The sequence below is a fragment of the Actinocatenispora thailandica genome (assembly GCF_016865425.1).
GTDB lineage: Bacteria > Actinomycetota > Actinomycetes > Mycobacteriales > Micromonosporaceae > Actinocatenispora > Actinocatenispora thailandica.
In genome coordinates, this window is the sequence record NZ_AP023355.1 from 6,174,898 (window position 1) to 6,201,361 (window position 26,464).

At 73.4% G+C, this 26,464-nt stretch carries 22 protein-coding genes and 1 pseudogene; 7 read left to right on the top strand and 16 right to left on the bottom strand.

The annotated features are described in order from the left end of the window. The first annotated feature begins 15 nt into the window (after positions 1 to 15). Together radA and disA are read left to right on the top strand one after the other, a co-directional pair. Positions 16 to 1,488: a DNA repair protein RadA gene (radA, locus tag Athai_RS27670; RefSeq protein ID WP_203964194.1), complete on the top strand. Its 1,473-nt coding sequence runs from the start codon at positions 16 to 18 to the stop codon at positions 1,486 to 1,488. A 257-nt stretch (positions 1,489 to 1,745) separates the two neighbouring features. Continuing rightward, entirely contained in the window at positions 1,746 to 2,777 is a 1,032-nt protein-coding gene (gene disA / locus Athai_RS27675; RefSeq protein WP_239157478.1) for a DNA integrity scanning diadenylate cyclase DisA, read from the top strand. Between the two features lie 212 nt (positions 2,778 to 2,989). On the opposite strand, the gene Athai_RS27680 is transcribed toward disA, so the two are convergent. From Athai_RS27680 to sigJ, 3 genes are all read right to left on the bottom strand, one after another. After that, positions 2,990 to 3,703 carry a hypothetical protein gene (locus Athai_RS27680; RefSeq protein WP_203964196.1) on the bottom strand — a complete coding sequence of 238 codons (714 nt, stop codon included), beginning with the start codon at positions 3,701 to 3,703 and terminating at the stop codon, positions 2,990 to 2,992. Between the two features lie 101 nt (positions 3,704 to 3,804). Continuing rightward, positions 3,805 to 4,584: an SDR family oxidoreductase gene (locus tag Athai_RS27685; RefSeq protein ID WP_239157207.1), complete on the bottom strand. Its 780-nt coding sequence runs from the start codon at positions 4,582 to 4,584 to the stop codon at positions 3,805 to 3,807. 191 nt (positions 4,585 to 4,775) lie between these two features. Next, a complete protein-coding gene (sigJ, locus tag Athai_RS27690) occupies positions 4,776 to 5,705 on the bottom strand; it encodes an RNA polymerase sigma factor SigJ (protein WP_203964198.1) in 930 nt (309 codons plus the stop codon). 197 nt (positions 5,706 to 5,902) lie between these two features. Between sigJ and Athai_RS27695 the strand changes: the two genes are divergently transcribed. After that, positions 5,903 to 6,403, top strand: a complete 501-nt coding sequence (locus tag Athai_RS27695) for a carboxymuconolactone decarboxylase family protein (protein WP_203964199.1) — start codon at positions 5,903 to 5,905, stop codon at positions 6,401 to 6,403. Positions 6,404 to 6,504: 101 nt separating this feature from the next. Next, the gene (locus Athai_RS27700) at positions 6,505 to 7,392 is read left to right on the top strand and encodes an A/G-specific adenine glycosylase (RefSeq protein ID WP_203964200.1); all 888 of its coding nucleotides are present in this window, start codon (positions 6,505 to 6,507) and stop codon (positions 7,390 to 7,392) included. Between the two features lie 85 nt (positions 7,393 to 7,477). Here the strand turns inward: Athai_RS27700 and Athai_RS27705 are convergent, their stop codons facing one another. The 3 genes and pseudogenes from Athai_RS27705 to lysS form a co-directional block, all read right to left on the bottom strand. Then, positions 7,478 to 10,000 (bottom strand): ATP-dependent Clp protease ATP-binding subunit, encoded by a 2,523-nt coding sequence (locus tag Athai_RS27705; RefSeq protein WP_203964201.1) that lies wholly within the window; start codon positions 9,998 to 10,000, stop codon positions 7,478 to 7,480. A gap of 623 nt (positions 10,001 to 10,623) precedes the next feature. Beyond that, positions 10,624 to 10,980, bottom strand: a complete 357-nt coding sequence (locus Athai_RS27710) for a histone-like nucleoid-structuring protein Lsr2 (protein ID WP_203964202.1) — start codon at positions 10,978 to 10,980, stop codon at positions 10,624 to 10,626. Positions 10,981 to 11,153: 173 nt separating this feature from the next. Beyond that, a pseudogene (lysS, locus tag Athai_RS27715) lies at positions 11,154 to 12,607 on the bottom strand (lysine--tRNA ligase). A 214-nt stretch (positions 12,608 to 12,821) separates the two neighbouring features. Here lysS and Athai_RS27720 point away from each other — a divergent pair. Further along, on the top strand, positions 12,822 to 13,550 hold the full coding sequence (locus Athai_RS27720) for a class I SAM-dependent methyltransferase (RefSeq protein ID WP_203964203.1): 729 nt from the start codon (positions 12,822 to 12,824) through the stop codon (positions 13,548 to 13,550). 97 nt (positions 13,551 to 13,647) lie between these two features. Here Athai_RS27720 and Athai_RS34490 read toward each other — a convergent pair whose 3' ends face one another. Continuing rightward, positions 13,648 to 14,247: a TetR/AcrR family transcriptional regulator gene (locus tag Athai_RS34490; protein ID WP_239157208.1), complete on the bottom strand. Its 600-nt coding sequence runs from the start codon at positions 14,245 to 14,247 to the stop codon at positions 13,648 to 13,650. 107 nt (positions 14,248 to 14,354) lie between these two features. Between Athai_RS34490 and Athai_RS27730 the strand changes: the two genes are divergently transcribed. After that, positions 14,355 to 15,581 (top strand): FAD-dependent oxidoreductase, encoded by a 1,227-nt coding sequence (locus Athai_RS27730; RefSeq protein ID WP_203964204.1) that lies wholly within the window; start codon positions 14,355 to 14,357, stop codon positions 15,579 to 15,581. Positions 15,582 to 15,805: 224 nt separating this feature from the next. Here Athai_RS27730 and Athai_RS27735 read toward each other — a convergent pair whose 3' ends face one another. The 7 genes from Athai_RS27735 to Athai_RS27765 form a co-directional block, all read right to left on the bottom strand. Next, positions 15,806 to 17,095: a S53 family peptidase gene (locus Athai_RS27735; RefSeq protein WP_203964205.1), complete on the bottom strand. Its 1,290-nt coding sequence runs from the start codon at positions 17,093 to 17,095 to the stop codon at positions 15,806 to 15,808. 222 nt (positions 17,096 to 17,317) lie between these two features. Then, the gene (locus Athai_RS27740) at positions 17,318 to 18,070 is read right to left on the bottom strand and encodes a type III pantothenate kinase (protein WP_203964206.1); all 753 of its coding nucleotides are present in this window, start codon (positions 18,068 to 18,070) and stop codon (positions 17,318 to 17,320) included. Beyond that, positions 18,070 to 18,972, bottom strand: a complete 903-nt coding sequence (gene nadC / locus Athai_RS27745) for a carboxylating nicotinate-nucleotide diphosphorylase (protein ID WP_420829850.1) — start codon at positions 18,970 to 18,972, stop codon at positions 18,070 to 18,072. Before nadC ends, Athai_RS27740 begins: the two co-directional genes overlap by 1 nt. Positions 18,973 to 18,983: 11 nt before the next feature. Further along, positions 18,984 to 20,639, bottom strand: a complete 1,656-nt coding sequence (locus Athai_RS27750; protein ID WP_239157209.1) for an L-aspartate oxidase — start codon at positions 20,637 to 20,639, stop codon at positions 18,984 to 18,986. Then, complete coding sequence (gene panD / locus Athai_RS27755) at positions 20,636 to 21,076, bottom strand: aspartate 1-decarboxylase (protein ID WP_203964208.1); 441 nt, start codon at positions 21,074 to 21,076, stop codon at positions 20,636 to 20,638. The genes Athai_RS27750 and panD overlap by 4 nt, the downstream gene beginning before the upstream one ends. A gap of 8 nt (positions 21,077 to 21,084) precedes the next feature. Then, a complete protein-coding gene (gene panC, locus Athai_RS27760; RefSeq protein WP_203964209.1) occupies positions 21,085 to 21,954 on the bottom strand; it encodes a pantoate--beta-alanine ligase in 870 nt (289 codons plus the stop codon). Further along, the gene (locus Athai_RS27765) at positions 21,951 to 22,868 is read right to left on the bottom strand and encodes a Rossmann-like and DUF2520 domain-containing protein (protein WP_203964210.1); all 918 of its coding nucleotides are present in this window, start codon (positions 22,866 to 22,868) and stop codon (positions 21,951 to 21,953) included. The genes panC and Athai_RS27765 overlap by 4 nt, the downstream gene beginning before the upstream one ends. A gap of 415 nt (positions 22,869 to 23,283) precedes the next feature. Between Athai_RS27765 and Athai_RS27770 the strand changes: the two genes are divergently transcribed. Then, positions 23,284 to 24,330 (top strand): DUF1611 domain-containing protein, encoded by a 1,047-nt coding sequence (locus Athai_RS27770; RefSeq protein WP_203964211.1) that lies wholly within the window; start codon positions 23,284 to 23,286, stop codon positions 24,328 to 24,330. Between the two features lie 11 nt (positions 24,331 to 24,341). On the opposite strand, the gene Athai_RS27775 is transcribed toward Athai_RS27770, so the two are convergent. After that, entirely contained in the window at positions 24,342 to 25,007 is a 666-nt protein-coding gene (locus Athai_RS27775) for a response regulator (protein ID WP_203964212.1), read from the bottom strand. Then, the gene (locus Athai_RS27780; protein WP_239157210.1) at positions 25,004 to 26,278 is read right to left on the bottom strand and encodes a sensor histidine kinase; all 1,275 of its coding nucleotides are present in this window, start codon (positions 26,276 to 26,278) and stop codon (positions 25,004 to 25,006) included. Before Athai_RS27780 ends, Athai_RS27775 begins: the two co-directional genes overlap by 4 nt. Positions 26,279 to 26,464 lie beyond the last annotated feature (186 nt).

Sequence of the window (26,464 nt, forward strand, 5' to 3'; positions counted from 1 at the left end):
CATAGCGTTTCGGCCGTGACTTCCCGAAGCTCCGGCACTCGGCAGGGTTCCGCCTCGCGCGGCCCGGCAGTGCGCACCGTCCGCCCCGCCTACCACTGCGACGCGTGCGGGTTCGCGGTGCCGAAATGGGTGGGTCGCTGTCCGGACTGCGGCAGCTGGGGTTCGATCGTCGAGGCCGCGCCGGCCGCGGCCGCACCGGCGGCGGCGCCGGCGCTGGCCGCGCGCGCGCCGTCCGTGCCGGCCAGTCCGATCGGCGCGGTCGACCTGGAGGAGGCGGCGCACCGGCCGACCGGTGTCGGCGAGCTCGACCGGGTGCTCGGCGGCGGGCTGGTGCCCGGTTCGGTGGTGCTGCTCGCCGGCGAGCCCGGCGTGGGCAAGTCGACGCTGCTGCTGGAGGTGGCCTACCGCTGGTGTGCCAGCGCCCCGCGGCCGGTCGCGGCCAGCCCGTCGCTGGTGGTCAGCGGCGAGGAGTCGGCGGCGCAGGTGCGGCTGCGGGCGGAGCGCACCGGAGCCGTGCACGACAGCCTGTTCCTCGCCACCGAGACCGACCTGGCCAACGTGCTCGGGCACATCGACACGGTCAAGCCCGGCCTGCTCATCCTCGACTCGGTGCAGACGATCGCCTCGCCCGAGGTGGACGGTTCGGCCGGCGGCGTCACCCAGGTCCGGGCCGTCACCGCGGCGCTGGTCGCGGTCGCCAAGGAGCGCGGCATCGCCACCGTGCTGGTCGGTCACGTCACGAAGGACGGTGCGATCGCCGGCCCCCGGGTGCTGGAACACCTGGTCGACGTGGTGCTGCACTTCGAGGGCGATCGGCACTCGACGTTGCGGCTGGTGCGCGCGGTGAAGAACCGGTTCGGCGCGGCGGACGAGGTGGGCTGCTTCGAGATGCACGACGGCGGCATCCGTGGCCTTGCCGACCCGTCCGGCCTCTTCCTGTCCCGGCATGCCGACCCGGTGCCCGGCACCTGCGTGACGGTGACCGTGGAGGGCCGCCGACCGCTGCTGACCGAGGTGCAGGCGTTGGTGGCGCCGTCGGTGCTGCCGTCGCCGCGGCGCGCGGTGTCCGGGCTCGACTCGGCCCGGGTGGCGATGGCGCTGGCGGTGCTGGAACGGCGCTGCAAGGTGCGGCTGCACGACCGGGAGGTGTTCGCCGCGACGGTCGGCGGGGTGCGGGTGAACGAGCCGTCGGCCGACCTGGCGGTGAGTCTCGCGGTGGCGTCGGCGTCCCGCGACTTCCCGCTGCCGGCCGACCTGGTGGCCATCGGCGAGGTGGGCCTGGCCGGCGAGGTGCGGCCGGTGTCCGCGGTGCCGCGCCGACTGTCCGAGGCGGCGCGGCTCGGCTTCACCCGGGCGCTGGTCCCGGTCGGCTGCGGCCCGGCCGCCACCGGGGTCGACGCACCGGCCGGGCTGTCGGTCACCGAGGTGCCGGACCTGGGTGCGGCGCTACGGGCGGTGGCCGACGCCGCTCGGGGATCGCGCGACTGAAAACGCCCGGTTTTGTCCGTGAACGGCGCCGCTGGGGTCCCGGGCCGCCGCCCGGCCGGGGGCGCGCACATCGCTTCGGACACGAAGCGTGATCGACTGGTTGTTGGGGCGCTGTTGGCAAGGCCCGCATTCCCTACACTGTGCCGGGCGGGGTGGTCCGCGCTCGGGGCGGGCTGCCCCGGTTCTCCGGCGGAGATCGAAGGAGCGGCGAGGTGCCAATCGACCGGGATGATCCGCTGCGCGCGACGCTCGCGCTGATGGCGCCGGGCACCGCGCTGCGGGAAGGCCTGGAGCGGATCCTGCGCGGCAACACCGGTGCGCTGATCGTGCTCGGGTACGACCGGGCCGTCGACGTGCTGTGCACCGGTGGCTTCCCGCTGGACGTCGAGTTCTCCGCGACCCGGCTGCGCGAGCTGTGCAAGATGGACGGTGCGGTGATCCTCACCAACGACTGCTCCCGCATCGTGCAGGCCGCGGTGCATCTGATGCCGGACCCGTCGATACCGACCGAGGAGTCCGGCACCCGGCACCGCACCGCCGAGCGGGTGGCCCGGCAGACCGGGTACCCGGTCATCTCGGTGAGCCAGTCGATGCACATCATCAGCCTGTACGTGACCGGCCAGCGGCACGTCCTGGACGACTCGGCGGCGATCCTGTCCCGGGCCAACCAGGCGCTCGCCACCCTGGAGCGGTACAAGGCGCGGCTGGACGAGGTGTCCGGCACGCTGTCCGCGCTGGAGATCGAGGACCTGGTCACGGTGCGGGACGCGATGGCCGTGGTGCAGCGGCTGGAGATGGTGCGCCGGATCGCCGACGAGATCGAGGGGTACGTGATCGAGCTCGGCACCGACGGCCGGCTGCTCGCGCTGCAACTCGACGAGCTGATGGCCGGGGTGGACGAGGACCGCGCCCTGGTCATCCGCGACTACTTCCCGCCCGGGCGCATCCCGCCGCAGGTGCACGAGGTGCTGGCGCAGCTCGACGAGCTGTCCGCGACCGAACTGCTCGACCTGACCGCGGTCGCGAAGGCGCTCAGCTACCCGGCGACCACCGAGGCGCTGGAGGCGGCGATCAGCCCGCTCGGCTTCCGGCTGCTGGCGAAGGTGCCGCGGTTGCCGTCCGCGGTGGTCGACCGGCTGGTCGGGCACTTCGGCGGGCTGCAGCGGCTGCTCGGCGCCACGGTCGAGGACCTGCAGGCGGTGGACGGCGTCGGCGACAGCCGGGCCCGCACCGTCCGGGAGGGCCTGTCCCGCCTCGCCGAGGCCTCCATCCTGGAGCGCTACGTCTGACCCACCCCGTCGGCCCGCGTAGCTGCCGTCGGGGCGTTGGCGCCGACTTCCGGGAGTGGCGATGATCGAGGGCGTACGGATCGGCGCGAGCCTCCGGTTCGGCGGCGACCGACCGGCCGGCCGCCGCGGTTGCCCCGGGTGGCCCAGGTCGCGGCTTGGCCGGCGGGGCGCCAGGGTGCCGGAACCGCAGCTCGACTGGGCCGAGTGACCGGTCAGGTGACGGTCAGCGGGTAGGGCTTGGCGTGTTTGGTGCCGACCCGGCCGTCCAGCGAGTAGGAGCCGCGGGACAGCGCGTGCCGGGCCGTCTTGCAGCCCTTGCTCGCCGTGCGGCCGTCCCACACCAGCCGGTACGTGACGTGCACGCCCGGGTCGAACCGGCGGACGTCGGAGCCGTGGTTGGGGTCGCAGTAGTCCGACGACCAGACCGTGGTGTCGCCGTGCTTGACGTACAGCTCCTGCTGGTCGGCGCCGATATCCCGGGTGCAGGGCTTGGTCGAACCGTTGCCGATGGTCAGGTAGAGCGCCGGCGTCGAGCCGGCCGGCATCCGCCGGGGATCCACCCCGACCGACACGGTCAGCGCATCGTCGCCGCAGCGCGCGGCCGGCTCGCCGGCGTCGGCCGGGGGCGGCACCGCGGCGGAGTCCACCGGCGCACCGTCGCCGCTGCCGGCGGTCGGGGTGGGGCTCGCCGACGGGCTGCCGGTGGGCGACGGGGAGCCGGTCGTCGGCCCGGTCGACGAGCCGGACCCGGACCCGCGGCTGGCCGAATGCTGCTTGGTGCCGGCCGCCTGGTGCGAGCCGGGCTCCGGCGCCGCGGGGCTGCACGCCCACACCGCGAGCACGACCACCAGCGCCACGCCGGCCAGCACGATGACCCGCCGTCGCCAGTAGACGGCGGGTGGGAGCGGGCCAACCGTCATCCGCATGGTCGAACACGTTAGCGACGACGTCCGCGAATGCCGGTAGGCGCGCCGGATCGACGGCCGCCGATCACCACCGCCGCACCTGGTGTGCGAGCGCGGACCGGTCAGTACGGGTTGGTGACCGTGCCGTCGGCTTGGCGCCGGCTCTCCAGGTACTCGGCGAAGGTGACGCGACCGTCCGGGTGGTCCGGCGCCAGGTGCGCGCCGTCCCGGAAGGCTGCCATGACGCGCCCCGGCAGCCGTACCGGCACCTGGAGCATCCGTCGTTGCAGGCCGGTGACCGACAGGTAGGTACGCATCAGTTCGGGCAGCGACGTCACCTCCGGGCCGCCCATGTCGGGCACCCGGCCGGCCGGCTCGCCGAGCACCAGGTCGGCCATCCGGCCGGCGACCTCACCGACGTCGACCGGCTGCACCGTCAGCTTGGGTACCACCGCCACCGGCGGGCGGGTGAGTGGTCGCAGGAAGCGCAGGACCAGGTCGTGGAACTGGGTGGTGCGCAGCACCGTCCACGGCGCGCCGGACTGCGCGATCGCCAGCTCCGAGTTGAGCTTGGCCCGGTAGTAACCGAACGGGATCCGGTCCACGCCGACGATCGAGATGTAGGTCAGCGGCCGGTCACCGCGCTCGTCGAGCAGCCGCCGGGTCTGCGCGACATCCCGCTCGGGGTGCCGGTAGTCGGCGCTGGTCGCGCAGTGCGCGATGGCGTCCACGCCGTCCAGCGCCTGCGCCAGTCCGATGCCCGTTTCCAGATCGCCGCGGACCGAACCCGTCGGCAGCCCTTCCCGCCGGCTGAGCACCCGTACCTCGGCGCGGTCCTTGAGCCGTTCGACCAGCGCCCGGCCGAGCACGCCGGTACCGCCCGTCACCAATACCCGTGTCATGACCATCAGACGGTACGCGGGCCCGGAACGTGACACGCCACGTTCGGCGCCAGGCACGGCGAACGTGGCGGGTCAGGTCGGCCCCAGGCGCGGCGAGCGGGCGCCGGATCGACCCGGTTCGGGTCGGCTGCGGGGGGCATCCGGTTTCCCCGACCGCGTCCCGGAGCCGGGCGAAGCGTCCAGGACGCCCCTCAGGCCCAGCCGGTGCGCAACTTCTCCGGGTTACGAACCGCCCATATGCGGGCGATCCGGTCGCCGACGACCTCGACCGCAGCCACCACGACGAGGTCGTCGCCGCGCCGGGCGACCAGCCCGGGCTGGCCGTTGACGGTACGTTCCTGCAGCGCCGGCGGCTGGCCCCGGCCCACGAAACCCATCAGGTACCGGACGATCTGCCGGCCGCCGTGGATCGGCTGCCGGGCGGCGCTGACCAGGCCGCCGCCGTCCACGACCACGGTGGCATCGGGGTCGAGCAGGCCGAGCAGCGCGTCGATGTCCTGCGCCTCCCAGGCCCGGCGAAAGTCGCGGACCACCCGCTGACGGAGCGCGTCGTCCGGCTTCGCCGCCGGCTGCGCGGCCCGGATCCGGCGGCGGGCGGAGGTGGCCAACTGGCGGCACGCCGCCGCGGTGCGGCCGACGATCACCGCCACGTCGGTGAACCGGTACCCGTAGACGTCGTGCAGGATCAGCGCGACCCGCTCGGCCGGCGTCATCGAGTCCAGCACGACCAGGAACGCCATCGTGACGGACTCGTCCAGGGTGACCCGGTCGGCCGGGTCCGGCGGCGGGTTCGGCAGCGGGCCGCCGGGCGGCGTGCCGTCCCCGGGCACCGGCTCCGGGATCCACTCACCGACGTACCGCTCCCGCCGGGCGCGGGCCGAACCGAGCAGGTCGAGGCAGATCCGGCTGGCGACGGTGGTCAGCCACCCGCCCGGCGACGCGATCTGCTCCCGCTCCCGGCCGGACAGCCGGTACCAGCGCAGGTACGCCTCCTGCACCACGTCCTCGGCGTCGGCGAGCGAACCGAGCAACCGGTACGCGAGGCTCGTCAGCGCGCGGCGCTCGCCGAGCACCGCCGCCGGGCCCGGGTCGTACCGCCCGCTCACCGGCTCGGTGTCCATCGGCCCACCGTCCCTCCCCGCGGACCGAGCCGCCCGCCGGCGGGCGAGGCGACGTGCCCGGTCGTGACGAACGATGCCGCACCGGCGACGCGGCACCACCACGATGTCCGGCGGCTCACATTCGCGCGGGCTGTTTCGTCGAAGCATCGGGGCGCCGGGACCACCGGCGCCGGCCCGGACGGAGAGGATCACCAGAGATGACCACGAGCACCGAACCCGACGACGTCACCTCCCGGCTGCCCAACCCGGGCCGGTACTTCCCGGAGCTGGGCACCGTGTCGAACGCGCTGGCGAAGATCACCCGCAACGGCGCCGTCCCGCGGGCCACCATCGGTCTGGTGCAGCTGCGGGCCGGCCAGCTCGTCGGCAGCACGTACCACACGGTCCGGCAGACCGAGCAGTTGCGCAGGGCGGGCGAGGCGGAGGAGCGCATCACCGCCGTCTCGTCGTGGCGCGACGCACCGTACTTCACCGACGCCGAGCGAGTCGCGCTGGAGCTGGTGGAGGCGGTACTGGTGCCGAACCCGGCGGGCCGCCGGGTGGACGACGAGCTGTACGCGCGGGCCGCCGCGCACTACGACGAGCGGGCGCTGTGGACGCTGACCCTGGTGATCGGCCAGATCTGCCTGTTCATCCCGGTCGCGCTGATCGCCCAGCCGATCCCCGGCACCCCGATCGGCAAGAACTACCGCGATTAGGGCTTCGCCTCGACGTCCCGGTGCACCGAGGCCGAGACGGCGCGGCTCTGCCGTCCCGGCGGTACGGGGGTGTCGAGGCGGTGTGGCAGGATCGGACGGCGATGGACAGCTCGGTACCGGAGCGGCGGTTGGCCGCGCTCGTCAGCGACTGGTACGCCGAACACGCCCGGGAGCTGCCCTGGCGGGCCCCGGGCGTGTCCGCCTGGGCGGTGCTGGTCAGCGAGATCATGCTGCAGCAGACGCCGGTGCACCGGGTGCTGCCGGTGTGGCGGGAGTGGCTGGCCCGCTGGCCCACCCCGCAGGACCTGGCCGTCGAACCGGCGGCCGAGGTGATCCGCGCCTGGGGCCGGCTCGGCTACCCGCGCCGCGCGCTGCGGCTGCACGAGTGCGCGAAGGCGCTCGTCGACCGGCACGCCGGCGAGGTGCCGCGAGAGGTCGACGCGCTGCTCGCGCTGCCCGGGATCGGCTCGTACACGGCCCGAGCCGTCGCCGTCTTCGCCTACGGGGACCGGCATCCGGTGGTGGACACCAACGTGCGGCGGTTCGTCGCCCGCGCGGTGACCGCGCTCGGCGACGCCGGCCCGCCCCGTACGGTGGCCGACCTCGCCGCGGTCGAGGAGCTGCTGCCGGCCGACGCGGCCGACGCGGCCCGCGCCTCGATCGCGTTCATGGAACTCGGCGCGCTGATCTGCACCGCCCGCGCGCCGCGCTGCGCGGACTGCCCGGTGTATGCCGAGTGCGGCTGGCAGCGCGCCGGGCGGCCGGCGGCGACCGGCCCGGCCCGCAAGGTGCAGAAGTTCGCCGGTACCGACCGGCAGGTGCGCGGGCTGTTGATGGCCGTGCTGCGGGAGGCGACCGCGCCGGTGCCCCGCGCCGCGCTCGACGCGGTGTGGCAGGACGGCACCCAGCGCGACCGGGCGCTGGCCGGGCTGCTCGACGACGGGCTGGTGCACCGCCTCGCCGGCGACCGCTACGCCCTCCCGACCTGACCGGCCGGCACTGGCCGCGCTGGAGGGCTCCGGAAACGCTGCGGGCCCCGAACCGGCTGGTTCGGGGCCCGCAGGGCGTTGCTCGTTACTCGGTGGCCTCGCCGGCGCTCAGGTCGGCGGGCACCGCGTCCGGCACCTCGACCGGCTTGGTGGTGCCGCGGAAGACCAGGTGCGACTTGTCGATGTCGGCCGGGTCACCCTCGACGTCCACCAGCACGATCTGGCCGGGCGTGATCTCGTTGAACAGGATGCGCTCGGACAGCGCGTCCTCGATCTCCCGCTGGATCGTGCGGCGCAGCGGCCGGGCACCGAGGACCGGGTCGAAGCCCTTCTTCGCCAGGAACCGCTTGGCCCCGTCGGTGAGCTCCATGCCCATGTCCTTGTTGCGCAGCTGGGTCTCGATCCGGGCGATCATGATGTCCACGATCTCCAGGATGTTCTCCTCGGACAGCTGGTGGAACACGACGGTGTCGTCGATCCGGTTCAGGAACTCCGGCCGGAAGTGCTTCTTCAGCTCGTCCTGGACCTTCAGCTTCATCCGCTCGTAGTTGCTGTCCGAGTCGTTGGACTGCGAGAAGCCCAGCGAGACCGCCTTGGCCACGTCCCTGGTGCCCAGGTTGGTGGTCAGGATGATCACCGTGTTCTTGAAGTCCACGATGCGGCCCTGGCCGTCGGTCAGCCGACCGTCCTCCAGGATCTGCAGCAGCGTGTTGAACACGTCCGGGTGTGCCTTCTCGATCTCGTCGAACAGCACCACCGAGAACGGCTTGCGCCGCACCTTCTCGGTCAGCTGGCCGCCCTCGTCGTACCCGACGTAGCCGGGAGGCGCGCCGACCAGCCGGGACACCGTGTACCGGTCGTGGAACTCGCTCATGTCCAGCTGGATGATCGAGTCTTCCGAGCCGAACAGGAACTCGGCCAGCGCCTTGGACAGCTCGCTCTTCCCGACGCCGGACGGGCCGGCGAAGATGAACGAACCGGACGGCCGCTTCGGGTCCTTCAGGCCGGACCGGGTGCGCCGGATCGCCTGCGAGACCGACTTGACCGCGTCCTCCTGGCCGACGACCCGCTTGTGCAGCTCGTCCTCCATCCGCAGCAGCCGGGAGGTCTCCTCCTCGGTGAGCTTGTAGACCGGGATGCCCGTCCAGTTGGCCAGCACGTCGGCGATCTGCTCGTCGTCGACCTCGCTGACCACGTCCAGGTCGCCGGACTTCCACTCCTTCTCGCGCTGCGACTTCTGGTTCAGCAGCTGCTTCTCCGAGTCGCGCAGCTGCGCGGCCCGCTCGAAGTCCTGCGCGTCGATCGCGGATTCCTTGTCCTTGCGGACCTGGGCGATCTTCTCGTCGAACTCGCGCAGGTCCGGCGGCGCGGTCATCCGGCGGATCCGCATCCGGGCGCCGGCCTCGTCGATCAGGTCGATCGCCTTGTCCGGCAGGTAGCGGTCCGAGATGTACCGGTCGGCGAGGGTCGCGGCGGCCACCAGCGCCTTGTCGGTGATCGAGATGCGGTGGTGCGCCTCGTACTTGTCGCGCAGCCCCTTGAGCATCTCGATGGTGTGCGCCAGCGACGGCTCGTCCACCTGGATCGGCTGGAACCGGCGCTCCAGCGCCGCGTCCTTCTCCAGGTACTTCCGGTATTCGTCGAGCGTGGTCGCACCGATGGTCTGCAGCTCACCGCGGGCCAGCATCGGCTTGAGGATGCTGGCGGCGTCGATCGCACCCTCGGCGGCGCCCGCACCCACCAGGGTGTGGATCTCGTCGATGAACAGGATGATGTCGCCGCGGGAACGGATCTCCTTCAGGACCTTGCGCAGCCGCTCCTCGAAGTCACCGCGGTAGCGCGAGCCGGCCACCAGGGCGCCCAGGTCGAGCGTGTAGAGCTGCTTGTCCTTCAGGGTCTCGGGCACCTCGCCCTTGACGACCTTCTGGGCCAGCCCCTCGACCACGGCGGTCTTGCCGACGCCGGGCTCGCCGATCAGCACCGGGTTGTTCTTGGTGCGGCGGGAGAGGACCTGCATGATCCGCTCGATTTCCTTCTCCCGGCCGATGACCGGGTCGAGCTTCGCCTCCCGGGCGGCCTGGGTCAGGTTGCGGCCGAACTGGTCGAGCACCAGCGAGGTGGACGGGGTGGCCTCACCGGTGGCGCCGGCACCGGCGGTCTCCTTGCCGCCCTGGTAGCCGGACAGCAGCTGGATGACCTGCTGCCGCACCCGGTTGAGGTCGGCGCCGAGCTTGACCAGCACCTGGGCCGCGACACCCTCGCCCTCGCGGATCAGGCCGAGCAGGATGTGCTCGGTGCCGATGTAGTTGTGGCCGAGCTGCAGCGCCTCCCGCAGCGACAGCTCCAGCACCTTCTTGGCGCGCGGGGTGAACGGGATGTGCCCGCTCGGCGCCTGCTGGCCCTGGCCGATGATCTCCTCGACCTGCTGGCGGACGCCTTCGAGGGAGATGCCGAGGCTCTCCAGCGCCTTGGCCGCAACGCCCTCACCCTCGTGGATGAGCCCGAGCAGGATGTGCTCGGTACCGATGTAGTTGTGGTTGAGCATCCGGGCCTCTTCTTGGGCCAGGACGACAACGCGACGGGCGCGGTCGGTGAACCTCTCGAACATTCCTTCGTGCTCCTCACGTGCTCGTGTCCCGGTTGCGGTCCTCGGTCACCCGGTTGTGAGCCTTGCCGGCGAGCCCGCGGGACGGGCTCCGGCCAAGCCACGAGCACCTGGTGGTGTCCGTGTCATCACTCTATCGCTGGCGGCTGACCTTCTCCTGACGGCGGCGGGCGCCCAACCCCCCGCCAAACCAACCACGGGACACGGCCGGTCGGTCGTGACTGTGCCGGTGTACAGGACCTTTGAGTCAACCAGGCGCAGGGCCGGGCTGTTCCGGCCCGACGCGGCTGTACGCCAAGAGCGAAATCGGCGCGCCGCCGACGGCGCCGGGAACCTGCCCGGCGCGACCCGTTCACCCGGTCGCGGCCGGCCGGGCCACCGGCCGGGCGGACCGGCCACGGTGGTCAAGGTCACCGTTCGAACTCGTCTCAGAACGTCGAGTGATCATTGCGCCGGGCACCGCCACCCGCCGGGAGCGGCGACGCGGCCCGAACACCACCTCGCCCGAACAGCCACGCGGCCCGGACAGCCACGCGGCCCGGCCCGAACACCACCTCGCCCGGACAGCCACGCGGCCCGGACACCGATCGGTGTCCGGGCCGCGGTCGGGCTGCGGTGCGGTCGACTCAGCGACCGGCCTCCGCATGGTAACGCTCCACGATGTCGGCGGAAATGCGTCCGCGATCGGAGATATCCAAGCCTTTACGCTTTGCCCACTCGCGGATGGCGCGATTCTGCTCGCGGTCGCTGGCCGCCGAGGAGGTGCCACGATTTCGCGGCGCGGCGCCGCTGCGAGCCACCCCACCACGGCCGAGCTTGCGAGCCTTCCCGACGTACGTCGCGAGCGCGTCACGCAGGCCCTGGGCGTTGGAATCGGAAAGGTCGATCTCGTAGTTCATGCCGTCCAGGCCGAACTTCACGGTCTCCGCGGCTTCCCCGCCGTCCAGGTCGTCGACGAGGAGGACCTGTACCTTCTGCGCCACAGCGCGATCCCTTCTGGTGGTTGATTGCCGAGCTCGGAGAAAACAATAACTCATCGACCCGACGAATACGTCATCGGGCAAAAACCGAAGAGATTACCCGGACGCCGACCATGCTGCTTTACCCCGTGCCGCACGCAATGACCGGTTCGCCGTCCGGCACGGTAGCCGGCCCGCTACTCCGGGCGGACGAGTGGGAACAGGATGGTTTCTCGGATGCCGAGACCGGTGAGCGCCATCAGCAGCCGGTCAATCCCCATTCCGACCCCACCGGTCGGCGGCATACCGTATTCGAGAGCGCGCAGGAAGTCCTCGTCCAGCTGCATCGCCTCGGGGTCGCCGCCGGCCGCGAGCAGTGACTGCGCGGTCAGCCGTTCCCGCTGCACGACCGGGTCGACCAGCTCCGAGTAACCGGTCCCGAGCTCGAATCCCTGCACGTAGAGATCCCACTTCTCCACCACGCCCGGGAGGTCGCGGTGCGGACGCACCAACGGCGAGGTCTCGACCGGATAGTCGCGGACGAAGGTCGGTTCGACGAGACGATCGGCGACCAACTCGTCGAACAGCTCCTCGGCGAGCTTCCCGGCCCCCAGGCCGGATCCACGGCAATTTCGTGCGCCTGTGCGTACGTCACCAGCTGGGCGTGCCCGGTGGCCGGCGTCACCTCTTCACCCAGCGCGTCGGACAGCGCCCCGTACATGCTGACCCGACGCCATTCCCCACCGAGGTCGAACTCGGTGCCGTCGTGATGGGTGACCATCGTGGTGCCGTGCACCGCAAGCGCGGCGCGCACCACCAGCTCCTGGGTCAGATCGGCCACCGTGTCATAGTTCCCATAAGCCTCATAGAACTCCAGCATGGCGAACTCCGGCGAGTGCGAGGAGTCCACGCCTTCGTTCCGGAAGTTGCGGTTGATCTCGAAGACCTTCTCGATTCCGCCGACCGCCGCGCGCTTGAGATAGAGCTCCGGCGCGATCCGTAGATACAGATCGATATCGAGCGCATTCGAATGGGTGACAAACGGTCGCGCGGTCGCTCCACCGTGCAACGGCTGCAGCATCGGCGTCTCGACCTCGACGAAACCGCGCTCGTGCAGCGTTTCGCGCAGGCTGCGGACCACGTTCGCCCGGGTGCGCACCGTCTCCCGGGCCTGCGGGCGCATGATCAGGTCGACGTAGCGCTGCCGGACCCGCGCCTCCTCCGACATCGGCTTGTGCGCGACCGGCAACGGCCGCAACGCCTTCGAGGTGATCTGCCAGCGACTCGCGAAAACGGACAGCTCGCCGCGCCGGCTGGTGATCACCTCGCCCTCGACGCCGACGTGGTCGCCCAGATCCACCAGCCGCTTCCACTCGTCCAGCGACTCCTTGCCCACCTCGGCGGCGGACAGCATCGCCTGCAGTTCCGTCCCGTCACCGGCGCGGAGGGTGGCGAAGCACAGCTTGCCGGTGTTGCGGATGAAGATCACCCGGCCGGCCACCGCCACCTTGTCCCCGGTCGTGGTGTCCGGCGGCAGATCGCCGTACTTGTCGCGCACCTCGGCGAGGGTCGCGGTGCGGGGAAAACCCAGCAGATACGGCTCGACCCCGTCGGAGAGCATCTTGGCCCGCTTCTCCCGACGGACCCGCATCTGCTCGGGAAGCTCGTCCTGCTCGTCTGCGCTGCGCGGCTCGTCGGTACTCACGGCAACTCTCTGTTCGGTGGGTCGGTGACACGCAACGCTCAGCGTAACGAGTCGTCCCGGCCACGCCGGCAAGCGGCCGGCGTGCAGACCTGGTGAAGAACCCGCGAGGGCCTCCGGCAGCGGCTCGATGGTGGTGCACCACGCCGGTAGCGTTGCCGCCATGGAACCCGAGATCCGGGACAGCCACCGGTTGTCCTTCGGCCCCGCCGCCGACCTGTACGACGAGGTGCGCCCGACGTACCCGGCCGCGGCGATCGGCTGGATGGTCGGCCCGGCGCCGCGACGGGTGGTCGATCTCGGCGCCGGTACGGGCATCTTCACCCGCCAACTGGTCGCCGCCGGACACCAGGTGATCGCGGTCGAGCCGGATCCGGGGATGCGCGCCAGACTCGCGTCGCGGGTGCCCGGGGCGGCGACGCCGGCCGGCTCCGCCGAGTCGGTACCGGTGCCGGACGCGAGCGTCGACGCCGTGGTCGCGGCGCAGTCGTACCACTGGTTCGACCCGGCGGTGGCGCACCCGGAGATCGCCCGGGTACTGGTGCCGGGCGGGGTGTTCGCGCCGATCTGGAACCACCGGGACACCGGCGTCGACTGGGTGGCGCAACTGTCCGGGATCGTCGGCGGCGAGGACGTGATCCCGCCGGAGCTGCCGGACGAGCTGTTCGGGCCGGTGCAGCGGGCCGACTTCCGGCACGAGGTGCCGTCCTCACCGGACCTGCTGGTCGCGCTGATCAGCTCCCGCTCGCACTACCTGACCGCGGCGCCGGCCGAGCGCGACCGGCTGGAACGCGAGGTCCGGCAGCTGTGCGCGACGCATCCCGACCTGCGCGGTCGGGACCGGTTCCCGATGCCGTACCTGACCTCCGCCTTCCGCGCCGCCCGCCGCTGAGCCTCGGCCCCGCGGCCGACTTCGCTGCCCCGCTCCGCCATGTTGATCATGGCGTCATCCGATCGGTAAGCGCTTCCCCGCCCGGACAACGCCATGATCAACGGCTCTGGTCGGCGTCCGGCGGCGGGTCGGCGACGGCGGCGCCGAGGGCGAGGCTGGCGCGGCGGGCGGCGGCGAGCACATCGGCCGGGTCGACGCCGGCCGGGGCGGCGAGCAGCGCCGCCCGGACCGTGTCGAACGTCATCCGCAGCAGGATCCGGCCCTGCGGGTCGGCGTGCTCGCCGGCGAGCAGGTCGATCAGCTCATCGAAGCCGCCCACCACGTCGGTACCGTGCCCGGTGATCCGCCGCATCACCGGCTGGTTGGCGTGCGCGAGCCGCATCGTCGCCAGGTGCTCGGGGGTGGTACCGGCGAGCCAGCGCAGCGCCGTCCGGCGCGCCAGGTCGGGGCCGGGCGGCTGTTCGCGGACCCAGGCGATCAGCTCGTCGAGGTCGCGGCGGCGCTCCTCGACCAGGCTGGCGAGGATCTCCTCCTTGTTCCGGAAGTGGTAGTAGAGCGACGACCTGGTCAGGCCCAGCGCCTCGGTCAGGTCACGGGTCGAGGTCGCCTCGTACCCCTTCTCGGTGAACAGTTGCCGCGCGACGCGCTGGATCCGCGCGCGGGTGTCGGCGCCGCTGCGCCGGTCGCGTCCGGTCATGACCCTCCTCGCACCGGGTCCAGCATAGTTGCTTACCGAGCGACCGTTCAGCTAGCGTCCTACTTACCGAGCGGCAAGTCAATCGTCGCCACCGAAGGAGGGCCGCCATGAGCACCGAACCCCGCAACACCACCGAACCCCGCAACACTGCCGGACCCCGCAGGACCGCCGGACCCCGCCTCGCGATCGTCGGCGCCGGGCCGGCCGGCCTGATGTGCGCCCGCATGCTGTACCGGTACGGCATCCCCGCCACCGTGTACGACGCGGACCCGTCGCTGTCCTCCCGGGACGCCGGCGGCAGCCTCGACATGCACGCCGACACCGGCCAGATCGCGCTCGCCGACGCGGGCCTGCTGGACGCGTTCACCGCGCTCGCCCGGTACGAGGACCAGGCGAAGCGGCGGGTCGACCAGCACGGCACCGAACTCGCCGCGTTCGTGCCGGACGCCGACGACGACGCCGCGCCGGAGATCGACCGCGGCCAGCTGCGCCGGCTGCTCGCCGACAGCCTGCCCGCCGACACCGTCCACTTCGGACACCGGCTGGCCCGGGTCGATCCGGCGGGCGACGGGTACCGGCTGCGGTTCACCGACGGCGGCCACGCGGACGCCGATCTCGTGGTCGGCGCCGACGGCGCCTGGTCCCGGGTCCGGCCGCTGGTCACCGGGGCGACCCCGGCGTACAGCGGGGTGTCGTTCGTCGAGGTGCGGTTCGACGACGTGACGGCCCGGCATCCGGCGATCGCGGCGCTGGTCGGCGCCGGTCACCTGTTCGCCCACGACGGCGCCGGGCGGGCCATCGTCGCGCAACGCAACAGCGGCGGGCAGATCCGCTGCTACCTCAGCATGCGGATCGAGGCGGACTGGCCGCGGCGCGCCGGGATCGCCGCGGACGACGAGGCGGCGGTCCGGCGGTACCTGCTCGACGCGTACGACGGGTGGGACGCCCGCTTCCGACCGCTGCTGACCGACACCGACGCCGGATACCTGCACCGACCGATCCACGCCCTGCCAGCGGGGCTGACCTGGCCACACCGGCCCGGCGTCACGCTGGTCGGCGATGCCGCACACGTGATGCCGCCGCTCGGCGGCTGGGGCGCGAACCTCGCCCTGCTCGACGCGGCCGAGTTGGCCACCGCGATCGCCACCCGGCCTGCCGAGACCGCACTCGCCGGCTACGAACGGCGGATGTGGGCGCGGTCCGCGCCGCTCGCCGTGGCCGCGGGCGAGGGCCTGGCGCGCTTCGCCGGTGCCGCCGACCAGATCCCGGACCACCGCGCCGAACACCAGCGGTACCGGGCCGACGCCGCCGCCTACCGCGCCGCCCGAGCCTGACACACGCGACGGGCACCTCGGGTTCGCGGGAACGGCAGCCCGCACGTCGGCCGCGGGCGCCCGGCGATCGGGCGGGGTCCGGCCGCACCGGCGGCAGGCGCCGGCAGTCGGACCGAGCCCGGCCCGGCAACAGGCGGAACGGCGCCCGTCGGCCGCGGGCACCACGGCGATCGGGCCGGGCGGGGCGCGCCGGTGGCTGGCGCGCCCCGCGGAGGCGGTACCGGTCAGAAGGCGCCGGTGCCGTTCGGGGTGCCGAGACCGGTCGGGCCGTCGTACCCGGCGCCCGCGGTGCACAGGTAGCTGCCACCGCAACTGCCGTTGCTGCCGCTGGTCACGTCGTTCAGCGCCGACGCGTGCGCGTACGGGTACGACTGGTCGATCGAGCCGGTGTTCCCGGCCAGCGCGAACACCGACGCGATGATCGGCGACGAGGCGCTGGTACCGCCGACCTGCACCCAACCGTCCGCGCCCTGCGCCAGCCCCAGCGACAGCAGCAGGTCGCACCACGAGCTGGTGCCGCAGCTGTTGTACGTGTCGTACACGGCGACACCGGTGTTCGGGTCGGCGACCGCGGACACGTCGGCGACGCTGCGCTTCGCGCAGCCGCTGTCGTGCTGCCAGGACGGCTTCGCCTCCTGCGTCGAGCAACCGGAACCGGCGCCGGACCAGGCGGTCTCGCTCCAGCCCCGGGCGTTGCTGGCGGTGCTCAGGCTGGTACCGCCGACGGCCGTCACGTAGGGCGAGGCGGCCGGCCAGGAGACGCCGTACCCGGAGTCGCCGGAGCTGGCGGTGATCGCCACCCCGGGGTGCCGGAAGTGGCCGTCCGCGTCGAGTTCGGTGGCGTCCTCGGTGCCACCCCAGCTGTTCGAGACGGCGACGACGCCGCTCGCGGTGGCCGCGGTGTCCTCGGCGGCGCCGAGCGAGTCGGTGTCCGCCGAGTTCGCCTCCACCAGCAGGATGTGGCAGGACGGGCAGACCGCGGAGACCATGTCCAGGTCCAGCGAGATCTCCTCGGCCCAGCCGTAGTCGCCGGCCGGCAGCGGGCTCGCCGCGCCGCTCTGGTTCACCTTGCGGAAGCAGCCGTTCGCGGTCGTGCAGGCCGGCAGCCCGTACGCGGAGCGGTAGCTGGCGAGGTCCGCCTCGGCGGTGGGCGCGTCGTACGCGTCGACGATGGCCACGGTGCGGCCGGCGGCGTCGGCGCCGCCCAGGCCGTACGCGTCGACCAGCTGTGCCGGGGTGAGCCCGACGGTGCTGGGGCTGCCGGTGGTCGCCGGCGCGACCGGCCGGCCGCCGCGGGTGCGTACCCGGCGCGGCGCGAACCTGCCGAGGCAGGACATCCGGCCTGGTTGCGCGGTGGCGCAGCCGAACGCGCGGGCTCCGATGGTGGTGGTACCGGTGGCCGGCTGCGCGGCTGCGGCCGTGGCCGGGGTGGCGGCCAGCACGCCGGCGACGAGTGCGCCGGCGGCGGCCAGTACGAGCGCCAGGCGGCGCGGGCGAGGGGTGGTGTCGTCCATCCAGACTCCTTCAGAGTGGGGACCCGCCGGGCGGGCGGAAGGTCCGCAACTGGTGGAACACGTCCGGATGATGGTAAGGACGACAAACCGCCGAAATCAATGCATGGACGTCGATGGGTACGGGAGGGGACATCGCGCCGCGGCCCCCGTCGCCGCCCCGGTCCCGGTCGCCGCCGCCCCGGTCCCGGTCGCCGCCGCCGCGGTCCCGGTCGCCGCGCGGGGTCAGGCGTTCTTGGCGTGCACCAGGCGCAGGCCGATGAGGGTCAGGTGCGGCTCGTGGTGGGTGACGGTGCGGCACTCGCCGACGATCAGCGGCGCCAGCCCGCCGGTCGCCACCACCGCGCGCAACTCACCCACCTCGGCCGCGATCCGGCCGACGATGCCGTCCACCTGCCCGGCGAAGCCGTACAGGATGCCGGACTGCAGCGCCTCGACGGTGTTCTTGCCGACCGCCCGCGGCGGCCGGGTCAGCTCCACCTTGACCAGCTGCGCGGCCCGCGCGGCGAGCGCGTCCGCGGAGATCTCCACGCCCGGCGCCAGCGCCCCACCGAGGAACTCGCCGCGCGCGCTCACCACGTCGAAGCTGGTCGAGGTGCCGAAGTCGACCACCACCGTCGGACCGCCGTACAGGGTGTGCGCGGCGAGCGTGTTCATCACCCGGTCGGTACCGACCTCGCGCGGGTTGTTGTAGGTCAGCTGCACGCCGGTCCGCACGCCGGGCTCGACCACCACCACCGGCACCTGGGGGTAGTAGCCCGCGAACATCAGCCGCAGCTCGTGCAGCACCGCCGGCACCGTCGAGCAGGCCGCGATGCCGGTGATCTTCGCCCCGTCCAGCAGGCCCCGGATGGTCAGCGCCAGCTCGTCCGCGGTGTTGCGGCTGTCGGTCTTGATCCGCCACGACCGGGTCAGCACCTCCCCGTCGAACGTGGCGAGCACGGTGTTGGTGTTCCCGACATCGATGGCGAGCAGCATCAGCGGACCCCGGCGTCGGCCGTACGGGGGCGCAGATCCAGGGCGATGTCCAGGATCGGCGAGGAGTGCGTCAGCGCGCCCACCGACAGGTAGTCGACGCCGGTCGCGCCGTAGTCCGCCGCCACGTCCAGGGTCAGTCCGCCGGTCGCCTCCAGCTCGGCCCGGCCGTCGACCGCGGCCACCACCTCGCGCAGCAGGTCGGTGGACATGTTGTCGCACAGCAGGAAGCCGGCGCCGGCCTCGACCGCCTCCAGTGCCTCGTCGACCGTGGTCACCTCGACCTGCACCGGCACGTCCGGGAACCGCTCCCGCACCCGCCGGTACGCGGCGGTGATGCCGCCGGCCGCGACCACGTGGTTGTCCTTGATCATCGCGACGTCGTACAGGCCCATCCGCTTGTTCGTGCCGCCACCGGCCCGCACCGCGTACTTCTCCAGGAACCGCAGGCCGGGTGTGGTCTTGCGGGTGTCCAGCACGGTCGCGCCGGTACCGGCCAGCGCGTCCGCCCAGCGCCGGGTGTGGGTGGCCACCCCGCTCGCCCGGCACAGCAGGTTGAGCGCGGTACGTTCGGCGGTCAGCAGCGCCCGAGCCGGGCCCACCACCTCGGCCAGCACGTCGCCGCGGCGCACCGCCGCGCCCTCCGCCACCTTCGCCTGGAAGCTCGTCGCGCCGGCCGAGGCCAGGTCGAACACTGCGGCGGCGACCGGCAGCCCGGCCACCACCCCGTCCGCCCGGGCCACCACGTCGGCGACGTCCAGCTGCTCGGCCGGGATCGTCGCCACGCTGGTCACATCCAGCCCGTCCGGCCCGAGATCCTCGGCCAGCGCGCGCCGCACCGTGTCCGACACCAGATCGGGATCCAGCCCGGCCGCGGCGACGTAGTCCACGATGGACTGTCCCAGTACGACGGTGGTCACCGCGACTCCTCGAAGGTCTGGGCGATCCGGCCGCCCGGACCGATGGTGGCGACCAGGTGGCCCAACCATGCCGGGTCCGCGTCGGCGAAGTCCTCCCGCCAGTGGCAGCCGCGGGTCTCCCGGCGGCTGGACGCGGCGGCCAGCAACGTGCCGGCGACGGTCACCAGGTTCGTCGCCTCCCAGGCCGGCGCCGACGCCGGCGCCCGGGACTCGGCCAGCTCGGCCAGCTCGGCCGCCGTCGCGGCCAGCGACTCGCCGCTGCGCAGCACGCCGGCACCCCGGGACATCGTCTTCTGCAACCGTTCCCGTACCGACGGGTCGACCGCCCACGCGGCACCCTCGCCCGGCACCGGATCCGCCTGCGGTGGCAGGTCGCGGGTCAGGTCCGCGCAGATCCGGGCGGAGAACACCAGCGCCTCCAGCAGCGAGTTGGACGCGAGCCGGTTCGCGCCGTGCACGCCGGTGCACGCCACCTCGCCGCACGCGTACAGGCCGGGCACGCTGGTGCGGCCGGACAGGTCGGTGCGCACCCCACCCGGCGCGTAGTGCGCCGCCGGTGCCACCGGGATCGGGTCGGTCACCGGGTCGATGCCGGCCTGCCGGCAGCGCGCGGTGATCGTCGGGAACCGACGCTCCAGCATCTCCCGGCCCAGATGCCGGGCGTCCAGGAACACGTGCTCGACGTTCTGCGCCAGCATGGTGCGGACGATGTTCTTCGCCACCACGTCCCGCGGCGCCAGCTCCGCCAGCTCGTGCCGGCCCACCATGAAACGGTTGCCGGCCGCGTCGACCAGGTGCCCGCCCTCACCGCGCAGCGCCTCGGACACCAGCGGCTGCTGCGCCAGCGCATCCCGGCCCCCGAGGTACAGCGCGGTCGGGTGGAACTGCAGGAACTCCAGGTCGGTGACCGCGGCACCGGCGCGCAGCGCCAGACCCACCCCGTCCCCGGTGGACACCACCGGGTTCGTGGTGGCCGCGAACACCTGGCCCATGCCGCCGGTGGCGAGCACCACGGCGCGGGCCAGGATCGCGCCGACGCCGTCCGGACTGCCCTCGTCCAGCACGTGCAGGGTCACCCCGGCGGCCCGGCCGGTCCGATCGGTCAGCAGGTCGAGCACCAGCGCGTGCTCCACCATCTTGATCCACGGATCCCGGCGTACCGCGGCGTGCAGCGCGCGCTGCACCTCGGCGCCGCTGGCGTCACCGCCGGCGTGCACGATCCGGTTCGCGTGGTGGCCGCCCTCCCGGGTCAGGGCCAGCGACCCGTCGTCGTTGCGGTCGAACTCGGCACCGAACCGGATCAGCTCGCGGACCCGCGCCGGCCCCTCGGTCACCAGAACGTCGACCGCCGCCGGATCGCACAGCCCGACACCGGCGATGTGGGTGTCCTCGGCGTGCGCGGCCGGCGTGTCGTGCGGGTCCAGCACGGCGGCGATGCCGCCCTGCGCCCACCTCGTCGAACCGTCGTCGATGCGTTCCTTGGTCACCACGGTGACCCGCAGGCCGGCCTGCCGGGCGTGCAGCGCCGCGGTCAGGCCGGCGACGCCGGAACCGATCACGCAGACGTCGGTCTCGTCGGTCCAGCCCGGGTCGCTCGCCGCGAGCCGGTGCGGCACCGCAAGCTGCCGCAGCGCTGCGGCCGGGGCGGTCACCGGACGTCCGCGGTGGACGCGGTGGCCAGGTTGCCGGGCATCGGATCGCCGACGATGCCGGCCGGCGCGGCGGCCGGGTCGCTGCCCAGCTCGATGATCCGGTTGTCCCGGTCCACGTGCACGATGTGCGGCTCGTACTCCCGGGACTGCGTCTCGTCCATCGCCGCGTAGGCCATGATGATGACCAGATCGTCCGGGTGCACCAGGTGCGCCGCCGCGCCGTTGATGCCGATCACGCCGGACCCGGCCGCACCGGGAATCACGTACGTCTCCAGCCGGGCGCCGTTCGTGATGTCCACAATGGACACCTGCTCGCCCTCGAGCAGGTCCGCCGCGGCCATCAGGTCGGCGTCGATCGTCACCGAGCCCACGTAGTGCAGGTCCGCCTGCGTCACCGTGGCCCGGTGGATCTTCGACTTGAGCATCGTTCGGAACATGGTCTCCCCTACTCCTGCGCCGCGGCCGGCTTGTGACCGGGCCGTAGTTCGACGTGCAGGTTGTCGATGAGCCGAGTGCCACCGACCCGGGCAGCGACGAGCAGCCGCCCCGGCCCGGCCTCGGGTGCCGGCCCCAGGTCGGGGTCGGTCAACGCCAGGTAGTCCACCTCGACCGGCGCGGCGGCGAGCACCGCCCGAGCCGCGGCCAGGGCCGGCTCCGGCCCGTCGATCGCGGCCTCGGCGCCGGCCCGCAGCGCCGCGGACAGCGCGAGCGCGGCGGCCCGGTCGGGGCCGGACAGGTACGAGTTGCGGCTGGAGCGGGCCAACCCGTTCGGCTCCCGGATCGTCGGCACCCCGACGACCCGCACCGGCACCCCGTCGGTACGCACGTCCAGGTCGCGCACCATCCGGCGAACCAGCGCCAGCTGCTGGTAGTCCTTCTCGCCGAAGAACACCGCGTGCGGCACGGTCAGGTGCAGCAGCTTGAGCACGACGGTCAGCACCCCGTCGAAGAACCCTGGCCGGCTCGCGCCCTCCAGCTCGCGCCCGAGCGAGCCGGGATCCACCCGCACCGCCGGCGGCCAGCTCGGGTACATCTCCGCCTCGGTCGGCGCGAAGACCGCGTCCACGCCGGCCCGCTCGCACAGCGCGAGGTCGTCGTCCAGCGGCCGCGGGTAGCGGTCCAGGTCCTCGTTCGGGCCGAACTGCAGCGGGTTGACGAAGATCGTCACCAGCACCGCGTCGCACCGCGCGCGGGCCGCCTCGATCAGCGCCCGGTGCCCGTCGTGCAGCGCGCCCATCGTCATCACCACGCCGACCACGCCGGACAGCCCGTCGCGCACCTTGTGCAGGGTGTCCTTGTCCCGTGCCACGATCATGAGCCGGCCCGATCGGCACGCTCGGCCAGCACGCCGAGCAACGCCTCCGCGTCGGTCGGCCGCAGCCGGCCGGCCGCGATGGCCCGGTCCGCCGTGCGCCGGGCCAGGGCCAGGTAGGCAGCCACCGAATCCGGTGCCGACGCGCCGACCGCGGCGACGTGCCGCCGCACCGTACCGGCGTCGCCGCGGGAGACGGGACCGGTCAGCGCGGCGTCGCCCAACCGCAGCGTGTTGTCCAGCGCGGCGGACAGCAGCGGCGCGATCATCCGCTCTGGGTGCACCACGCCGGCCTGCCGCAGCAGGTCGACCGCCTCGTTCACCAGGGTCACCAGGTGGTTCGCGCCGTGCGTCAGCGCCGCGTGGTACAGCGGGCGGTGCTCCTCGGCCACCCACTGCGGCTCGCCGCCCATCTCCAGCACGAGGACCTCCGCCGCCGGCCGCAACGGCTCCGGCGCGGTCACCCCGAACGAGACGCCGGCCAGCCGGTCCAGGTCCTCCGGCCGCCCGGTGAAGGTCATCGCCGGGTGCAGCGCCATCGGCAGCCCGCCGTGCGCCAGCACCGGCTCCAGCACGTCGATCCCGTACGCCCCGCTCGGGTGCACGACCAGCTGGCCGGTGCGGAACGCGTCGGTCACCGCCAGCCCGTCGACCAGCCCCCGCAGCGCGTCGTCCGGCACCCCCAGCAGCAGCAGGTCGGCGGACGCCGCCACCTCGTCGGCCGGCAGGATCGGGGTGCCGGGGAGCAGCCGCTCGACCCGCGCCACCGACTCCGCGGACACCGCCGTGGCGCCGGACACCGAATGGCCGGCCCGCAGCAGCGCCGCCGCCAGCACCGAGCCGACCCGCCCGGCGCCGATCACGCCGACCGCGAGCCGCCCCGGCCGGTCCTGCGGGCTCGGGCCGCCCGGGCTCATCGCCGGCCTCGGCCGGTTGGTAGTGCCACGTTCATCGAAGATCCAGTCCTCCTACGGGTACCGGTCAGGGCAAGTATTGCCCGCCCCGGTACGGGCCCGACACCGCTTGTGGCATCGTTCACGGGCCCGAGAACCGAACCCGTGGGTGAGTTTCCACGATGCTGGGCGTTCTGCGCCGTTCCGCCGCCGGGCCCGGCCGCCCGGTGGCGCGGCACGAAGACCCGGCCCGGCGGCCCGGTGACGCGGCACGAAGACCCAGCCTGGCCCAGGGGGACGGCGCGAAGGCCCGACCCAAGGGGCACGGCGCGAAGACCCGGCCCGGCCCAGGGGTACGGACAGGCCGGGCGGGTGGCTGGCGCCGAGGACACCCCATAGGGTGTCGGGCGGCGCAGGCTGGTGCCGGAAGGGGCGACCGATGCGGATGGTGATCGACGCCGAGGGCGTCTTCGACGGCACGGGCCCCAAGCTCGCGCTCGGCGTGCTGCGGTACCGGTCCGACGACGTGGTGGCGGTCATCGACAGTGCGCACAGCGGGCGGACCGCCCGGGACCGCACCGCCGATCCACGGGTGCCACCGGTCCCGGTCGTCGACGGCCTGGACGCGGCCCTGCGGTACCGGCCGGACACCTTCGTGGTGGGCATCTCACCGATGCAGTCGACGCTCCCGGCCGGCCTGCGCGGCCGGATCCTCGCCGCGTTCGAGGCGAAGCTCGACGTGGTCTGCGGGCTGCACCACCAGCTCGGCGACGATCCGGAGCTGGCCGCCGCCGCCGACCGGGCCGGCCGGCGGATCTGGGACCTGCGCCGACCGCCGCAGCAGGACGTCCAGGTCGGTACCGGCGGGCGCACCCACCGGCCGGGCAGCCGTACCGTGCTCGCCGTCGGGTCCGACTGCAACGCGGGCAAGATGACGACGATGGTCGAACTCGACCGCGAGGCGGCCCGCCGCGGCCTGTCGTCGCGGTTCGTCGCGACCGGGCAGACCGGCATCCTGATCGCCGGCGACGGCGTACCCGCCGATCACGTGGTGGCCGACTTCCTGCCGACCCTGCTGCACCAGCACGTGTGCGCGGCGACCGACGAGCACGACCTCGTCTTCGTCGAGGGGCAGGCCGCACTCAACCACCCCTGGTACTCCGGGGTCAGCCTCGGCCTGCTGCACGGCGCCGCGCCGGACGCGCTGGTCCTCTGCCACTGGGCGGGCGCCCGCGAACTGGGCCACCTGCCGCTGCCGATCCCGCCACTGCCGGAGGTGGTGGCGATGAACGAGGCGGCGACGAGGTGGGGTGGTGGCCCCGCCGCCCGGGTGGTCGCCATCGCGCTGGCCACCGGCCACCTGTCCGAGTCCGCGGCGGCCGACGCGCTCGCCGAGGCGTCCGAGGAGACCGGCCTGCCGGCGGTCGACGTGTTCCGCTCCGGCCCCGCTGCCCTGCTCGACGCGGTGCTCGCGTCCGGACGCTAGGGTCTGCCAGCTCAGGTGCCGGGGCGGACCAGGCCGCTTTCGTAGGCGAGGACGACGGCCTGGACGCGGTCGCGCAGGTCGAGCTTGGTGAGGATGCGGCCGACGTGCGTCTTGACGGTCGCCTCGGCGACCACCAACCGTTCGGCGATCTCGGCGTTGGAGAGCCCCTCGGCGACGAGCAGCAGCACCTCGCGTTCCCGCTCGGTCAGGGTGCCGAGCCGGGCGTCGGGCCGCGGCGGTGTGGTCAGCTCGCCGGCGAACCGGTCCAGCAGCCGGCGGGTGACCCGGGGCGCGACCACCGAGTCGCCGGCGGCGACCACCCGGATCGCGCTGAGCAGGTCCTCCGGCGGCACGTTCTTCAGCAGGAACCCGCTCGCCCCGGCGTGCAGCGCGGCGAACGCGTCCTCGTCGGTGTCGAACGTGGTGAGGGCGAGCACCCGCGGACGGTCCCGACGCGGGTCGGCGAGCAGCCGGCGGGTGGTCTCGACGCCGTCCAGCAGCGGCATCCGCAGATCCATCACCACGACGTCGGCGGCGACCCGGTCGAGCAGCTCCAGCGCCGCCGCACCGTCGCCGGCCTCGCCGACGACCTCGATGTCCGACTGGGCGCCGAGCACCATCCGGAACCCGGCCCGGACCAGTTCCTGGTCGTCGACCAACACCACCCGGATCGTCATCGGTGCCCGTGCCCTTCCGCCGCCGGTCGTGCGCCGACCGTACCGTGCCGGTCCGCCCCGCCGGCCGCGGTACCGGCGTCGTCGGCATCGGCATCGGCATCGGCGTCCTCGGTACCGGCGTCCTCGGTGCCGGCCGGCGCCGGGACGTCGGGCGGGACGGGGAGGGTGGCGGCGACCCGCCAGCCGGGTGCACCGCGACGCGGACCGGCGGAGAACGTGCCGCCGTAGACCCCGACGCGTTCCCGCATACCGAGCAGGCCGTGGCCACCGGGTACCGGGCCCGGTACCGCCGAGTCGAGCGAGCCACCGTCGACCACGGTGACGGTGACCGACTCCGTCCGGTACGAGATCTCCACGCCGGTGTCGGTGCCCGCCCCGGCGTGCTTGAGCACGTTCGTCAGCGCCTCCTGGACGATCCGGTACCCGGCGAGTTCGATGCCGTGCGGCAACGGCCGGGGCTGCCCCGAGGTGGTCACCGCGACCCGCAGCCCGGCCCGCTGGAACCCGTCGAGCAGCCCGGACAGGTCGGCGAGCCGTTCGGTCCGGCGGTCGGCGGCCGGATCCCCCACGCCGTGCTCGCGCAGCACCGCGACCAGCCGGCGCATCTCGGCGAGGGCACCGCGACCGGTGTCGGCGACGGTACGCACCGCGTCCCGGGCGGTGGCCGGGTCGCCGGCGAGCGCGTACGAGGCGCCGTCGGCCTGGGCGATCATCACGGCGAGGCTGTGCGCCACCACGTCGTGCAGTTCGCGGGCGATGCGGCTGCGCTCGTCGGCGACGGCCAACCGGGCCCGCTGGTCGCGCTCCTGCTCGGCGGTGCGGGCGCGTTCCTCCAGGCTGTGCACGTAGAGCCGGCGGGTGCGCATCACCAGGCCACTGAGCCAGACCGGAATCGCCAAGATCAGCAGCATCCCGCCGCGCCGGTACCAGGCCTCCGGTGGGCCGTCCTGGCCGGTCAGCCCGTAGACCGCGCAGCCCACCACGACCGTCGCCGCGGCGAGCCAGGCCCACCCCATCCGGTCGGCGTACTTCACCACCGAGTACATCGCGAGCAGCACGGCGAGGTCGTACGCCTGGAGCCGGCCCGCGACGATCAGTTGGAGCAGCCCGAACACGCAGGTCACCGCGAACACCGGGACCGACCAGCGACGGCGCGGCAGCAGCGTGACCGCCATACCCAGGCCGATCAGCCCGCTCCACCAGTGGTGGGTGAGCAGGGCCACCGCGGCGAGCGCGGCCACGATCGCGGCGGCGAACGCGTCGAACGCCACCGACCGCAGCGGCAGCCGAAATGCCCGCCTGATCCACCCCAACACCACTGCCACGGTACGTGCCGGTACCGCGACCGTCCCGCCACGACCCCGGCCGAGTCGCCGCCCCGGCGGCAACGGCCCAGCGCGCGGCACGGCCCGGCGCCGAACGCGGCACCCGGGGCGGCGCGGCGCGCGGCGCCCGGG

Excerpts from the sequence above, each read along its gene's own strand:
- disA (WP_239157478.1), top strand. The coding sequence starts at position 1,746 with ATGGCGCCGGGCACCGCGCTGCGGGAAGGCCTGGAGCGGATCCTGCGC.
- Athai_RS27680 (WP_203964196.1), bottom strand. The coding sequence starts at position 3,703 with ATGCGGATGACGGTTGGCCCGCTCCCACCCGCCGTCTACTGGCGACGG.
- Athai_RS27685 (WP_239157207.1), bottom strand. The coding sequence starts at position 4,584 with ATGACACGGGTATTGGTGACGGGCGGTACCGGCGTGCTCGGCCGGGCG.
- sigJ (WP_203964198.1), bottom strand. The coding sequence starts at position 5,705 with ATGGACACCGAGCCGGTGAGCGGGCGGTACGACCCGGGCCCGGCGGCG.
- Athai_RS27695 (WP_203964199.1), top strand. The coding sequence starts at position 5,903 with ATGACCACGAGCACCGAACCCGACGACGTCACCTCCCGGCTGCCCAAC.
- Athai_RS27700 (WP_203964200.1), top strand. The coding sequence starts at position 6,505 with ATGGACAGCTCGGTACCGGAGCGGCGGTTGGCCGCGCTCGTCAGCGAC.
- Athai_RS27705 (WP_203964201.1), bottom strand. The coding sequence starts at position 10,000 with ATGTTCGAGAGGTTCACCGACCGCGCCCGTCGCGTTGTCGTCCTGGCC.
- Athai_RS27720 (WP_203964203.1), top strand. The coding sequence starts at position 12,822 with ATGGAACCCGAGATCCGGGACAGCCACCGGTTGTCCTTCGGCCCCGCC.
- Athai_RS34490 (WP_239157208.1), bottom strand. The coding sequence starts at position 14,247 with ATGACCGGACGCGACCGGCGCAGCGGCGCCGACACCCGCGCGCGGATC.
- Athai_RS27730 (WP_203964204.1), top strand. The coding sequence starts at position 14,355 with ATGAGCACCGAACCCCGCAACACCACCGAACCCCGCAACACTGCCGGA.
- Athai_RS27735 (WP_203964205.1), bottom strand. The coding sequence starts at position 17,095 with ATGGACGACACCACCCCTCGCCCGCGCCGCCTGGCGCTCGTACTGGCC.
- Athai_RS27740 (WP_203964206.1), bottom strand. The coding sequence starts at position 18,070 with ATGCTGCTCGCCATCGATGTCGGGAACACCAACACCGTGCTCGCCACG.
- panD (WP_203964208.1), bottom strand. The coding sequence starts at position 21,076 with ATGTTCCGAACGATGCTCAAGTCGAAGATCCACCGGGCCACGGTGACG.
- panC (WP_203964209.1), bottom strand. The coding sequence starts at position 21,954 with ATGATCGTGGCACGGGACAAGGACACCCTGCACAAGGTGCGCGACGGG.
- Athai_RS27765 (WP_203964210.1), bottom strand. The coding sequence starts at position 22,868 with ATGAGCCCGGGCGGCCCGAGCCCGCAGGACCGGCCGGGGCGGCTCGCG.
- Athai_RS27770 (WP_203964211.1), top strand. The coding sequence starts at position 23,284 with ATGCGGATGGTGATCGACGCCGAGGGCGTCTTCGACGGCACGGGCCCC.
- Athai_RS27775 (WP_203964212.1), bottom strand. The coding sequence starts at position 25,007 with ATGACGATCCGGGTGGTGTTGGTCGACGACCAGGAACTGGTCCGGGCC.